Source organism: Musicola keenii (assembly GCF_014855505.1).
Classification (GTDB): Bacteria; Pseudomonadota; Gammaproteobacteria; order Enterobacterales; family Enterobacteriaceae; genus Musicola; species Musicola paradisiaca.
The window spans coordinates 1-13,896 of record NZ_JAAWVW010000035.1; the positions used below are offsets into that span (position 1 = coordinate 1).

The window sequence follows — 13,896 nt, forward strand, 5'->3', positions numbered from 1 at the left end:
CTTCCATTTATTTCCAAGTTTTTATTTTTCCATTTTTGTAAGTAGGAATAAAACTATCATCCATGAGCATAACACAGATAATAGAAGGAGGAAAATAAAATGGCTAAAATATGTTGAGCGCTATATATATCATCGGGCGAAAAATGTTATATGTATTTCTGATGCTGTAAAGGATAGTCTTTCTAATTGGGTTGGTGCTTCTAATAAATTTGTTGTTGTTCCTAACTTTTCTAGGTTTGATTATAAAAAAACTAATAAAGAAATTGATGGTAAAAAAATTAATATATTAATGGTTGCATCGTTTTCGAAACAGAAAAGACATAAAAATCTAATAGCTGCTTTAAAATATCTACCTGATAATTATTTTGTTCATTTTTTGGGTGATGGTCCTCTATTGGATGGTATGATTAAGTATGCAAAAGAGATATCTGTATCTCGTAATGTTATTTTTCATGGCGAAAGTGATAATGTCTCTCATTACTATAACATGGCTGATATTTGCGTCTTGCTTTCAAATTGGGAAGGATTTGGGATGGTGGTTGTTGAAGCTGCCAGTCACAATAAAGTTACGATTGCATCAAAAGTTATGGGGCTTTCTGAGGTGATCGGAAATGAGAGCTTTTTGATTTCAAATGATATTGATTCAAAAACTTTAGCTCAAAAAATAACTCTCACTATAAATGCTATAACTGAACGGCCTGATATATATGATGATTATTGTAAGTTTATAGCTGAGCGATATTCATTTTCCTCTTTCTCGGAACAGTTAAATTCAGTATATGAGAACATGATATAAAAGGTTGATTTTAATGTTGACGGAAGTCAGTGTAATAATAACAGCTAATACAAGTTGGTATGTTTATAATTTTAGAAAAAACACTATTTTGCATTTTTTGGAACTGGGGTGCAAGGTTTTAGTGGTTTCTCCTTATGATCCGTATGCTGATAAATTAATCGCTATTGGCTGTGAATTTATCCATATAAAAATAGATTCAAAAGGTATTAATCCAATAAATGATGTGATTTTATTTTTTCGTTTTTATTCTATTTTTTTAAAAAAAAAGCCAAATGTTGTATTGAACTTCACACCTAAAAATAACATATACTCAACGTTGGCTGCTAGCCTATTAAATATCAAAGTGGTAAATAATATAGCTGGTCTGGGGAGCGTTTTTATCAAAAATGGGATGGTTTCTCAGATTGTCAAGGTGCTTTATAAAATATCTCAACCTAAAGCTGGGATGATTTTTTTCCAAAATGAGGAAGACCGACATTTATTTCTAAGACATAATTTGGTCGATCGTGCTAAAACTGAACGTATTCCAGGATCTGGTGTTGATATATCTCGATTTACAGTTCGTTTGGCTCCTGACGACGGTATTGTCCGCTTCTTGTTAGTTGCTCGTATGTTGTATGAAAAAGGTATTTTGCATTATGTTGAAGCAGCACGTTACTTCAGAAATAAGTATGGAGATAAGGTTGAATTTCGTTTGCTAGGTTTTTTGGATGTAGATAATCCATCAGCAATTAGCTGTGAACAGATGAATAACTGGGAAGATGAGGGGTGTATTCAATATTTAGGTGTATCAGATAAAGTGGAGGATGAAATTGGTTTTGTAGATTGTGTTGTGCTTCCCTCTTATTATCGAGAAGGTGTACCCAAATCATTACTGGAAGCTGCTGCAATGGGTAAACCGATTGTCACAACAAATAATGTTGGATGCCGTGAAACAGTTTCCCATGGTGTTAATGGATACTTATGTCAACCAAGAAGTACGGAAAGCCTTATTGAGAGTCTTGAGTTGATTATTGGTATGTCTCATCAGGATAGAACTGACATGGGAATGAAAAGCCGAAACAAAGCAGAGAGTGAATTTGATGAAAAAATTGTTATTGGACAGTATGTCGATACAATAAAAAAATTATTGTCGGGGCCCAATTAAAATTGTGAAATTGCCTGTTTTTGATATGTTCACTCCAACAGTGGAGACAGGGGAAGTATGAATGAAAAGAAACTAAAAGTCTTATTTTTTTTATTTTTATTGGATTCTAAATAGCTTCTCATAATAGTGCTGCATTTGTGATAAATTAAATTCCGTCAGCTCCGGAACCACGCAATGATAAATGGGCGTTAATGCGAGAAGCTATTTGGATGAGAGCTATAATAAAACGATAGATGTATTCCATTTTTCTAAGTGAATCTTCATTTTTGAATGGTAAATATGTTTTTATTTTTTCTCTAATACTTCTTTTGCTAGGCTTGTGATTAACCTGTAATCAATAAACCAAACATCGCTCTGATGATTGCCGCTATTCCAATGCTGAGGTATTGTTTAGCGGTATTGCCAGAACGGTAATACAAGTGGGTGTTAACAAGCAGCCTGCTTGTACTAAGGCAGGAAGGTGCCTCTGGTTCTGTCCTGTTCTGCTTGTTGTATTTCATATGAAATAAATTAAGGAAACCCAAAAATGAGGAAAACTCTCCTTACGCTGACCATCGCTCTGGCGATGTCTACCAGCACCTTTGCTGCTCCGGGAGTGGCTACTGGTGCTGGTAGCACTGGCACTAGCACCAGCTCTAGCGCTGGTGCCGGCGCAGCCAGTGCGGGCGGTGCTAGCTCTGGCGGTATTGCTGCCGGTACTGCTGCCGGTACTGCTGCCAGCGCTGCTGCCGTGGGCGGCATCACTGCTACCGCTGCTGCTATCGCGGCCGGCGTTGCGGCTGCGGCAGCTATCGGTATTGCCGTTGCCGTTTCGTCTAACAACGATAACTCCGGCGGTTCCAACAGTGGCAGCGGTACGACTGTTTCCACGACCACATCTACACGTGGTTGATAGTCTGTAAGCCAAAGGCCACTTCGGTGGCCTTTTCTTATTTCATGACCAGGTCAGGCGAGAACACGACTTCACGCGAGAATAATATTAATGATACGAAGAATATCTCAGCAATTTATCCGTCCGTTCTGGGTGATTCCCTTTCTCTCGTTATTTATTTCGGCCTGCTCACAGCAACAAACGCTAATGCGGCAAATGGTCGGCCAGGCTATCTGGGGGCAGGATGGGGCATCCATTACCATTACATCCGAACAAGTTGCAAAGTTGCCTTATGCTTCCGGCTATCTAACGTTGGGCAATATGCCGAAGGCTTTTGTCGTGCTGGCGTTTGCAGAAAATCATCAATTAAAGTGGCTTTCGGCGGATAAGGGCATTGTGACCACGTCTGTCGGTGGTCGCCTGATAAAGACGCAGGATCTGGGTGAGGATATCCTTCAGGTCTCAAATATTGAACAAGACCCGCTAACATTGGGATTGCTCAAACCGGATACGCCGAAACAGTGGCACACACGTATCTTCTGGCGGCTGGTATTCCGCGGCGGGTATGATGCGCAGTCTCGCTTCGAACGTGTGGGCACGGAAACGGTGGCTATTCTGGATAAACCCCGCCGATTGGTGCGTTTTGACGAACAACTCACCTTCCCCGCCCTTAACAAGACTTACACCAACCACTATTGGCTTGATCCGGAAAATGGTCAGGTTATCAAGAGCCGCCAGTATATGGGGCCGGATATGGTGTTGGTGGAATTCACCCTGTTGAAACCCTATGCACAATAAGGGGTCTTATGCTGGCTTTTAAATATTTATCCGCAGCGATCTTACTGGCGAGCAGTGCCGCAGGCGCCGCGACGTTGACAATTCACTATGCCGCCGCCCCGGCTCCTCAAACCATTGATCTGGCTGATGGCACTCGCCTGGAGCAGTTTTACGCACAGCAACCCTTACCGGCAAACGTTAACTGGCAAACCGCGTTGATTACTAATCCTGCCAAAACCGAACAAGTGCAAGCGCAGGGGCAGGTGATTCAGGACAAGTTATATGCCTTGCAGAACACCTGGCGTAATCAGGATGGTGATTATGCCGTGGCTGCATGGTATTTGGCGCAAGCGCTGAAAAGCGTGAACGTCGCCGGACGTATTCGGACTGATCTTGACCCAGACCGGGTGCGACTGTTTATCGATCAAAACCGACCGTTGGTAGGGCAATATTCGCTTTATTTGGCGCCTTATGCCGAGACGGTCTCTTTGTTTGGATTGATCAGCCTGGATATCGATATCGGAACGCCGCGTGTCTTTAAGGATGTGGCGTTGAAATCCGGTTGGTCGGTTGACCAATACGTTCAGGGGTATCGCTGGCTACCCGGCGCGGATAAAAATTATGGCTATCTGATCAGTGGCTCCGGCTCTTGGCGTAAAGTGCCTCTGGCAATATGGAACCGCAAACATATTGAACCCGCGGCAGGAGAAACGCTGTTTATTGGGTTTGATCCCACGATACTGCCTGACGATATGACATCCCTAAATGACCAGATTGCCGATTATCTTGCAAACCGGATCCCACGCTAATGGCTAAGAAAACAGAATTTAAATTGCATTATCCGGCTCTGGTTATCAGTGGTCTGTTAGCGGCGCAGGCGCAGGCTGCCAGTCCTTCGGACGATAATCTCGTCAGCCAGACGAACCCCAATACTTATTACCGGCCGGTCGGCGTATCCCAGGGGGATTTCGGGGGCGTCGGCTTATGGCAAATGCCAACCGCACGCATGGCGGATACCGGAGAGTTCAGCGCTAACTACCGTGATAACGATCAATACCGGCGTTACTCGGTGTCAATGCAGGTTACGGATTGGCTGGAAGCCACCATCCGCTATACCGATGTGCGTACCCGGCTTTATAGCCAGGTGGAAAGTTTCAGTGGCTCGCAGTCATACAAGGATAAGAGCTTTGATGTTAAAGCCCGGCTCTGGCAGGAGGGAAGGCTGCTTCCCCAGGTGTCGCTCGGGCTGCGTGATATTGCGGGAACCGGACTGTTCGACAGCGAATATGTGGTAGGCAGTAAACGTTTTGGGCCTTTTGACCTCACGCTGGGAATGGGGTGGGGCAACATGGCCCAGAGCGGTAATATTTCCAACCCATTCTGCTCGGTGTACAGCAGTTTCTGTCACCGAGGCAGTGGCTATAGCACCAATGGCGGCCAGTTTGAGGTGAAGAACTTTTTCCATGGTACCGCTGCGGTATTTGGTGGCATCGAGTATCAAACGCCGTGGGATCCGCTGCGTCTGAAACTGGAGTTTGACGGTAATGACTACAGCCAGGAGTTTGCCGGACGTATAAAACAGGATTCACCGATCAACGTCGGCATGGTCTATCGGCTTGGCAACGTAATGGATACCTCGCTCTCGTGGCAACGTGGCAATACCCTGATGTGGGGCATTACGCTGCGTACTAACTTTAATCAGATTCGCCCTAATTATTTACATAATGAGATGCCGGTATATGCACCGGTGCAGAACAAACCGGGCGGAACAGATTGGCAGCAGGTAACGACGGAACTCTATGATAAAGCAGGGTTCGGGCAGGCTGATATCTATACCGATAGCAAACAGGTCACGTTGAAGGCCAGCCAGAGTAAATACCGTGACATGGACGAAGCTGCACAACGTGCAGCCGTGGTGTTGGCTAATCATGTTCCCGACAGTGTCAGTGAATACCACATAGTGACCAAAAATCAGGAGTTGCCGATCAGCAGCGTGCATGTTGATGCCAATGCGCTACGTCAGCAGCAGACAGCTTCGACCCCGCTGGGGCAACCTGAACCGGAAGTGCTGCATCGTGAACCGACGCAAGACATTCAAGGTCAACAGGTTGTGAATACGGTGCCCAGGCGGTTCAGTTATTCTATCGACCCATCGCTCAAGCAATCATTGGGGGGACCTGAGTCCTTCTATATGTATCAAGTGGCAGCGAATATTTCCGGGCATCTTTACCTGACAGACCACTGGAGTGTGGATGGGTCTTCGTTGATCAACATCGTTAATAATTACGATAAGTTCAACTATAAGACTCCGCCGAGTGATACGACGGCATTACCGCGCGTTAGAACCTGGGTTCGCGAGTATGTCACCTCATCAGATGTCTTGTTGACCAATCTGCAATTGAACCGCCGTGACCAGCTGGCTCAAGACTGGTATAGCCAAATATACGGTGGCTATCTGGAAATGATGTTCGCCGGTGTTGGGGGCGAGGTTCTTTATCGTCCTTATGGCCGAAGCTGGGCGGTAGGGTTGGATATGAACTATGTCAAACAGCGAGATTGGAACGATACGCTGCGGTTGGCTGACTATGATGTTGTGACTGGTCATCTGACGACCTACTGGGAATTGCCATTCCTGAAAGGCGGGCTGGCAAAAGTCAGTTTCGGCCGTTATCTGGCGGGTGATAAAGGGGTCACGTTAGATCTGTCCAGGCGCTTCGACAGCGGCATTGTCATGGGGGCTTACGCCACGAAGACTAATGTCAGCGCGGCGGAATATGGTGAAGGCAGCTTTACCAAAGGCGTTTATGTCTCCATCCCGTTTGATCTCATCTTCCTGAGCCCGACCACCAGTCGTGGCGCATTGGGTTGGGCACCATTAACACGTGATGGTGGGCAGATGCTGGAGCGTCAAAGTACGTTGTATGGTGTAACGAGCACTCAGCGTTAAGTGGATAACGAGGAGTTGGCGTCTGGCATGCTCTGGACGCCAATGATTTTGGCCCTGGTCATAGGCTGCGGGAGTCAATATGCATAGAGCGATTCCTCCATTGTAGTGACTAAAGCATATTAGTTCATGAATCACGGGCCGATGGTGTTGATATTGTAATTATCCATCTGTTGCTGCCTGAATCGATTAGCACGACGGTAATGACTGTAAAATAGCGGGATAATCTATGGATCGTTATATTGCGCCGGTCGAGTTGGCTAAAGCTTATCGGTTAATTAATCACGGGCCGACGGTGTTGGTATCGGCCTGCCATGACGGGGTTGAGGATGTCATGGCGGCGGCCTGGTGCTGCGGGTTGGATTTTGCTCCGCCCAAGCTGACGGTGGTGTTGGATAAAGCGACCAAAACCCGGGAACTGCTGGAGCACGACGGTTATTTTGTCATTCAGGTGCCGACGGCGGCACAGCTGGCATTGACCAATCAGGTTGGCAGCATCAGCCTGCACGATGCACCGAACAAACTGGCGCGGTGCGGCGTGGAACTGTTCCATCTCGAGGGAGTGTCTGTACCGTTGGTAGCCGGGTGTTCCGCCTGGTTATGGTGCAAACTGATATCTGAGCCCCACAATCAGCAGACCTATGATTTGTTTATCGGCGAAATTGTCGGCGCCTGGGCGGATTCCCGCGTATTCAGTGATGGACACTGGCAGTTTGAACATGCTGATCCGCAGTGGCGCAGTTTACATCATGTGGCGGGCGGACATTTTTATGCCATTGGCGAGGCGTTGGATGCCCATGAAAAAACGGCCGAATAAATGTGGGGTAGGAACTGCCGGCTAAGAATATCGGCTTTAGGGTGTTGAGCCGTGGGTTTTGCTGGACGGCGCGGAGTGTTAGCGGGTTGGTGGAGCGAAGGGGATACCGACACTCTTGGGGGGAGGCTGTAGGCGTAGCAGAATCTATGACCATGAAGGTTTGGGTAGTTGCAGCAGTGCCTGCGTTGTCTCTGCTTTGCATTGTTCCTGCATATTGAGCGTTTGGCCGCCTGTTAAAGAAAAAGCCCCGGTTCGGGGCTTTTTCTTTGGCATTACATTTCGTTCGGGCGAGCGACTTAGAACGGAATGTCGTCGTCGAAGTCCATCGGCGGCTCGTTGCCCGGCATCGGGGCGCTTTGCGGACGGGACGCCTGTGCACCCCCGCTGAAAGAGGCTGCGGGTTGTTGCGGCTGGCCCCAGCCGCCCTGCTGCGGGTTGCCGCCAGTATTATTGTTACCCATACCGCCGCCAGCTGGCGCGGCACCGCCGGCGCGACCGCCGATCATCTGCATGGTGCCACCTACGTTGACCACGATTTCCGTGGTGTAGCGGTCCTGACCGGATTGATCCTGCCATTTACGGGTTTGCAATTGCCCTTCGATATAAACCTGAGAGCCTTTGCGCAGGTATTCGCCCGCCACTTCGGCCAACTTGCCGAACAGCACGACGCGGTGCCATTCGGTTTTTTCTTTCTGCTCGCCGGTCTGCTTGTCACGCCAGGATTCAGACGTGGCCAGCGTAATGTTGGCAACCGCACCACCGTTCGGCATGTAGCGGACTTCGGGATCCTGCCCCAGGTGCCCGAGAAGTATGACTTTGTTTACGCCTCTGCTGGCCATGCTTTGTCTCCTGATAACGCTTTTTCACAAGTTTAAGAGATAAATTCTAGCATGCCAGTATGGCAGATAATACCCGCGCGCCGGATTCCATGCTTTTTTCCTTTGTTGCAATCGTTGCATTGAATACTGGATATTCATTCAGTTTTTTTTGTGCCATAATCGTCCGCTTGTTGGCTGAGCGCCGGCACAACCGGCGACCGCAGCCGTGCCATTATCAATGGCACGCTTCTCTTTTTCTCTCGTGCCGAGGGGATGAAAAAACAGCGTCTACGGCGGGAAATGTGTGAATGGATAAGATCGAAATTCGTGGTGCCCGTACCCATAATCTTAAAAATATCAACCTGATCATTCCTCGCGACAAACTGATTGTCGTGACCGGGCTATCCGGTTCCGGCAAGTCGTCGCTGGCGTTTGATACGCTTTATGCCGAAGGGCAACGTCGCTATGTGGAATCGCTGTCTGCCTATGCCCGCCAGTTTCTGTCGCTGATGGAAAAGCCGGACGTCGACCATATCGAAGGGCTGTCGCCCGCCATCTCCATCGAGCAAAAGTCCACCTCGCACAACCCACGTTCTACCGTCGGGACCATTACCGAAATTCACGATTATCTGCGTCTGCTGTTCGCCCGCGTGGGGGAACCGCGTTGCCCGGAACATGACATTCCGCTGGATGCCCAGACTGTCAGCCAGATGGTGGATAGCGTGCTGTCGCAACCAGAGGGCAAACGCCTGATGCTGCTGGCACCGATCGTAAAAGAGCGTAAGGGCGAGCACACCAAAACGCTGGAAAACCTGGCGACGCAGGGCTATATCCGCGCCCGTATCGACGGCGAAGTGTGTGATCTGTCTGACCCGCCTAAACTCGAGCTGCAAAAGAAACATACGATCGAAGTGGTGATTGATCGTTTCAAAGTCCGCAACGATCTGGCGCAGCGCCTGGCTGAATCGTTCGAGACCGCGCTGGAACTGTCCGGCGGTACGGCGATTGTGGCCGATATGGACGACGATTCCGTACCGGAATTGCTGTTTTCCGCCAATTTTGCCTGCCCGGTGTGCGGCTACAGCATGCATGAACTTGAGCCTCGTCTGTTTTCGTTCAACAACCCAGCGGGGGCTTGCCCCAGCTGCGACGGGCTTGGTGTGCAGCAGTTCTTCGACCCGGCGCGAGTGATTCAGAATGGCGAACTGTCGCTGGCGGGGGGCGCTATTCGCGGCTGGGATCGCCGTAATTTCTATTATTTTCAGATGCTGCGCTCGCTGGCGGAGCATTACGAGTTTGACGTGGAAGCGCCATACGACAGCCTCAGCCCGGCGACCCAGCAGGTGATCCTGTACGGTTCCGGCAAGGAAAACGTTGAGTTCAAGTACATCAACGATCGCGGCGATACTTCGGTACGCCGTCATCCGTTTGAAGGGGTGCTGAACAATATGGAGCGCCGCTACAAGGAAACCGAGTCCTCCGCGGTGCGCGAAGAACTGGCGAAATTTATCAGTAATCGCCCGTGCGCCAGCTGTCACGGTACCCGTCTGCGCGAGGAAGCACGCCATGTGTTCGTTGAACAGACCACATTGCCGCAGATTGCCGATATGAGCATCGGCCACGCGCTGGCATTTTTCGGCAATATGAAGCTGAGCGGGCAACGGGCGAAAATTGCGGAAAAAGTGCTGAAAGAGATTGGCGATCGTCTGCGGTTCCTGGTGAACGTCGGCCTGAACTATCTGTCGTTGTCCCGCTCGGCGGAAACCCTGTCCGGCGGCGAAGCACAGCGTATTCGTCTGGCCAGCCAGATCGGCGCCGGGTTGGTCGGTGTCATGTATGTGCTGGACGAACCTTCCATCGGTCTACACCAGCGCGACAACGAACGCCTGTTGGATACCCTGATCCACTTGAGGGATCTCGGCAATACGGTGATTGTGGTGGAGCATGACGAAGACGCGATTCGTGCTGCCGATCACATCATCGATATCGGCCCTGGCGCCGGGGTGCACGGCGGTCAGGTGATTGCAGAGGGCACGGCGGCACAGATTATGGCAGAACCTGCATCGTTGACCGGGCAGTTTCTCAGCGGCCAACGCAAAATCGAGATTCCGCCGCAACGGATCCCGGCGGATCCGACCAAGGTGCTGAAACTGATTGGCGCACGCGGCAACAATCTGAAGGACGTGACCCTAACGCTGCCGGTTGGTTTGTTCACCTGTATTACCGGGGTCTCCGGTTCGGGAAAATCCACGCTGATCAACGATACGCTGTTCCCGATTGCCCAGCGGCAGCTTAACGGCGGCGAATTGAACGAACCGGCGCCGTACCGGGAAATTCAGGGGCTGGAGTATTTCGACAAGGTTATCGATATCGATCAAAGCCCGATCGGCCGCACTCCGCGCTCTAATCCGGCCACCTATACCGGCGTCTTCACCCCGATTCGCGAACTGTTCGCCGGGGTGCCGGAAGCGCGCAGTCGCGGTTACAACCCTGGCCGTTTTAGTTTCAATGTGCGCGGTGGCCGCTGTGAAGCTTGTCAAGGCGACGGCGTGATTAAGGTGGAAATGCACTTTCTGCCGGATATTTACGTCCCCTGCGACCAGTGCAAAGGCAAACGCTATAACCGCGAAACGCTGGAGATCAAGTACAAGGGCAAAAGCGTCCATGAAGTGCTGGAGATGACGATCGAAGAAGCCCGTGAATTCTTCGACGCCATTCCGGCGCTGGCGCGTAAATTGCAAACGCTGATCGACGTCGGTTTGTCTTACATCCGCCTGGGTCAGTCGGCGACGACGTTGTCCGGCGGCGAAGCCCAGCGCGTGAAGCTGGCGCGCGAGTTGTCAAAACGCGGCACCGGCCAGACGCTCTATATTCTGGATGAACCCACCACCGGCCTGCATTTCGCCGATATTCAGCAACTGTTGGCGGTGCTGCACCAACTGCGTGATCAGGGCAACACTATCGTGGTGATTGAGCACAACCTCGATGTGATTAAAACGGCGGATTGGATTGTCGATTTGGGGCCGGAAGGCGGCAGCGGCGGCGGTGAGATACTGGTATCCGGCACGCCGGAAACGGTGGCGCAGTGCGAAAAATCCCATACCGCGCGTTTCCTGAAACCCATTCTGGAGCGCGGTTAAGCCGGTTTCAGACTCGCTAGGTTGTTAAGCGCGGCGTGCCGCGCTTTTTTATCGCATGTTCCGAGTCTGCTCATCGGATAACCACAGAGGAGGCAATATGTGGAAGCAATACGACATCCGGCTGAAACCTAAAGCCAGGGGATTTCACCTGATTACCGATGAAGTGCTGGCGCAGGTGCCTGATTTGCGGCTGGTTCGTGTCGGGTTGCTGCATGTGTTTCTCCGCCATACATCGGCGTCTTTGACACTAAATGAAAACGCCGATCCGACCGTCCGTCAGGATTTCGATAGTTTTTTCAATCGGCTGGTGCCGGAAGACGCGCCCTATTATCGTCATACCTATGAAGGTAGCGACGATATGCCCGCACATCTGAAAAGCAGCCTGTTGGGGAATAATCTGAGCCTGCCGGTTCGCGATGGACGCCTGCATATCGGTACCTGGCAAGGCATTTATCTGTGCGAACACCGTAACCACGGCGGTAGCCGAACGCTGGTGGCGACATTACAAGGGGATGCTGGTTGACACGTTTGCGCACGGGATGATAGCGCACAGCATGCATCATCGTTTCGCTGTGTTGTCATAACGGGTTTTTGCAACAGTGCGAGTCAGGATATCTCTTTGGCAAACGACACTATGACTTTGTTTCGGCCGCCTTTTTTAGCCTTGTACAGCGCGTTATCGGCGATCTTGATGGCTGTATCCAGCGGTGATGTTTGCGGGTTAAATGTGGTTACGCCGATGGAGATTGTGACCGGGTGGGCATTGGGTAAATAGGAGGCGTTGGCTACGTTGTTTCGCAATCGTTCCGCGATGATGGTGGCGATATGGATATCTGCGCCAGGTAACAGGATCAAAAACTCTTCCCCGCCAATTCGGCAAATAAGGTCAGTCTTTCGGAAGTTTTGCCGAAATAACTGGCTGAGTTTGCGAATGACATCATCACCGGTGTCGTGCCCAAACGTATCATTTATCTGTTTAAAATGGTCAATATCGACGGCAATGACCGCAATCTTTTTATATTCGTTACGCAGCTCTTCCATGCTCTCCTGCATGCCGCGACGGTTAAGCATGCCGGTTAACGGGTCGGTATGCGCTTCTGAGCTTAACCGGCCTATCCGCTTATGCAGCAGAACCGTCCCAATCAACAGCACTCGCTTTAATTGTTCTGCTTCCTGATACCATGAGTTTACGGCTCGAATCTTACTGATAACGTTAAAATCTTCCATGGTGCTGGCTGATTTTGCTAATTGGCGTAACGGACGGGAAATATAAATAGCCAGGACGGTTAAGAGTAATAGTGTGAGTAAAACGAGTGGTAAACCCGTTTTTAATACGCTAAGCATCACGCTGTTTAATGATTCTTTTAGCGAATGAAAAGATTGTTGAGTGATGATGAGCCAGCCGGTACTTTTTGAACGGGCGAATCCGGCAGGAGAAAGGATATTTTGCTCGTCGAGCATCATGAAATTCCCTTTATCTTGTTGGAAGGTGTCATCCAATAGATTGATATCGCCAAACTTCCCCCCAACTCGGGCTGTATCATAGTGATAAATAATGACGCCTTCTCTATCAATGACGTAAGTGTTATGCCCCTCGTTACTGAACTGCGTACTCATGAAATTATTAACGATATAACGATTATTGAGATAAATAGTCCCGCCGATATATCCTAAATAATCTCCGCGGTTGCTATATATCGGTACTGAAATAAAAATAAGGTAATTACCAACGATGGAGGTGTAAGGCGGGCTCACGAAGGGTTGTTTGCTTTCCAGCGCGGTTTTACTGGCTAATGACGTCAGCCTGATCCCTGCCAGGTTCAGTTCAGGAGGTGAAGTCGCCAGGATGATCCCATCATGATTGACGACCACAACAGAGTTAAATCGGTTGCTTATTCTATGAATTTTCTGGGTATTTTTTTCTAATGACGAAATATTTCCATAATGAATATCATGTTCTATCAGACCGGCGCTGTAGGTGAGCTGCTCTATTGATGTGTTGATAAAGTTATCGACGGTGGAGGCGAGTTTATTGGAATAGTTAAGATCTACTCGGTACGATTGCTCGGTTATTAACTTTTTTTGGACGTCATAAATAGAATAATAGCTATTTAATAGCGTAATGAATGTACTGAAGATAGATATAAATAATATCAAGTGTAGAAGTTTTACTTTATGTATTTTTTTTATTTTCATACATGTTGTGATTTTTTGTTTATTATTCTTGTTATTAAGGTTGAAAATTCGCCGGGTATTTGCCACGCGACAGATAAATAAAAATGACTCCCTATATCTAGAGTAATAGTCAATGTTCAAAAAGGTGTCAACCTGATTGCATGAAAAATTAAATCATGAAAAAAAGATAAAAATTAAGCTGGTTACTTGTTTTTTAGCTATGGATAAAATGAGGAAATATTCATTTTTTTAATATGTTGATTTTCATATCATAAATTTTATTGTCCATATCCCGATAGATAATTATGGAAAAACAGGTTTTCTCTGGTCGTGTGCATCCTTGCTGTTTGCCAGATTCTATATATCGAAGAAGATGTAGTCATAAAAAGAAACTATATCAATAGTCAACAC

The 13,896-nt window shown here is 48.7% G+C and carries 11 protein-coding genes; 9 read left to right on the forward strand and 2 right to left on the reverse strand.

The genetic code is table 11. From position 1 onward, the window contains the following. From HEP82_RS19340 to HEP82_RS19370, 7 genes are all read left to right on the forward strand, one after another. A partial coding sequence (locus HEP82_RS19340; protein WP_192459538.1) for a glycosyltransferase occupies positions 1-796 on the forward strand: 796 nt, incomplete at its 5' end. A gap of 13 nt (positions 797-809) precedes the next feature. Beyond that, positions 810-1,943 (forward strand): glycosyltransferase family 4 protein, encoded by a 1,134-nt coding sequence (locus HEP82_RS19345; protein WP_192459539.1) that lies wholly within the window; start codon positions 810-812, stop codon positions 1,941-1,943. A gap of 526 nt (positions 1,944-2,469) precedes the next feature. Then, positions 2,470-2,835, forward strand: a complete 366-nt coding sequence (locus tag HEP82_RS19350) for a hypothetical protein (protein WP_192459540.1) — start codon at positions 2,470-2,472, stop codon at positions 2,833-2,835. Between the two features lie 90 nt (positions 2,836-2,925). Then, complete coding sequence (locus HEP82_RS19355) at positions 2,926-3,612, forward strand: YjbF family lipoprotein (RefSeq protein ID WP_192459541.1); 687 nt, start codon at positions 2,926-2,928, stop codon at positions 3,610-3,612. Positions 3,613-3,620: 8 nt separating this feature from the next. Further along, positions 3,621-4,400 (forward strand): capsule biosynthesis GfcC family protein, encoded by a 780-nt coding sequence (locus tag HEP82_RS19360; protein WP_192459542.1) that lies wholly within the window; start codon positions 3,621-3,623, stop codon positions 4,398-4,400. Then, positions 4,400-6,538, forward strand: a complete 2,139-nt coding sequence (locus HEP82_RS19365) for a YjbH domain-containing protein (RefSeq protein WP_192459543.1) — start codon at positions 4,400-4,402, stop codon at positions 6,536-6,538. The genes HEP82_RS19360 and HEP82_RS19365 overlap by 1 nt, the downstream gene beginning before the upstream one ends. A gap of 226 nt (positions 6,539-6,764) precedes the next feature. Beyond that, positions 6,765-7,352, forward strand: coding sequence for a flavin reductase family protein (locus tag HEP82_RS19370; RefSeq protein WP_192459544.1), 588 nt, complete (start codon positions 6,765-6,767; stop codon positions 7,350-7,352). A 296-nt stretch (positions 7,353-7,648) separates the two neighbouring features. Here the strand turns inward: HEP82_RS19370 and HEP82_RS19375 are convergent, their stop codons facing one another. Continuing rightward, the gene (locus HEP82_RS19375; RefSeq protein WP_192459545.1) at positions 7,649-8,191 is read right to left on the reverse strand and encodes a single-stranded DNA-binding protein; all 543 of its coding nucleotides are present in this window, start codon (positions 8,189-8,191) and stop codon (positions 7,649-7,651) included. 287 nt (positions 8,192-8,478) lie between these two features. Between HEP82_RS19375 and uvrA the strand changes: the two genes are divergently transcribed. After that, positions 8,479-11,310 (forward strand): excinuclease ABC subunit UvrA, encoded by a 2,832-nt coding sequence (gene uvrA / locus HEP82_RS19380; protein ID WP_192459546.1) that lies wholly within the window; start codon positions 8,479-8,481, stop codon positions 11,308-11,310. A gap of 97 nt (positions 11,311-11,407) precedes the next feature. Then, positions 11,408-11,833, forward strand: a complete 426-nt coding sequence (locus HEP82_RS19385) for a secondary thiamine-phosphate synthase enzyme YjbQ (protein ID WP_192459547.1) — start codon at positions 11,408-11,410, stop codon at positions 11,831-11,833. Positions 11,834-11,916: 83 nt separating this feature from the next. Here HEP82_RS19385 and HEP82_RS19390 read toward each other — a convergent pair whose 3' ends face one another. Next, positions 11,917-13,506: a sensor domain-containing diguanylate cyclase gene (locus tag HEP82_RS19390; protein WP_225622569.1), complete on the reverse strand. Its 1,590-nt coding sequence runs from the start codon at positions 13,504-13,506 to the stop codon at positions 11,917-11,919. Positions 13,507-13,896 lie beyond the last annotated feature (390 nt).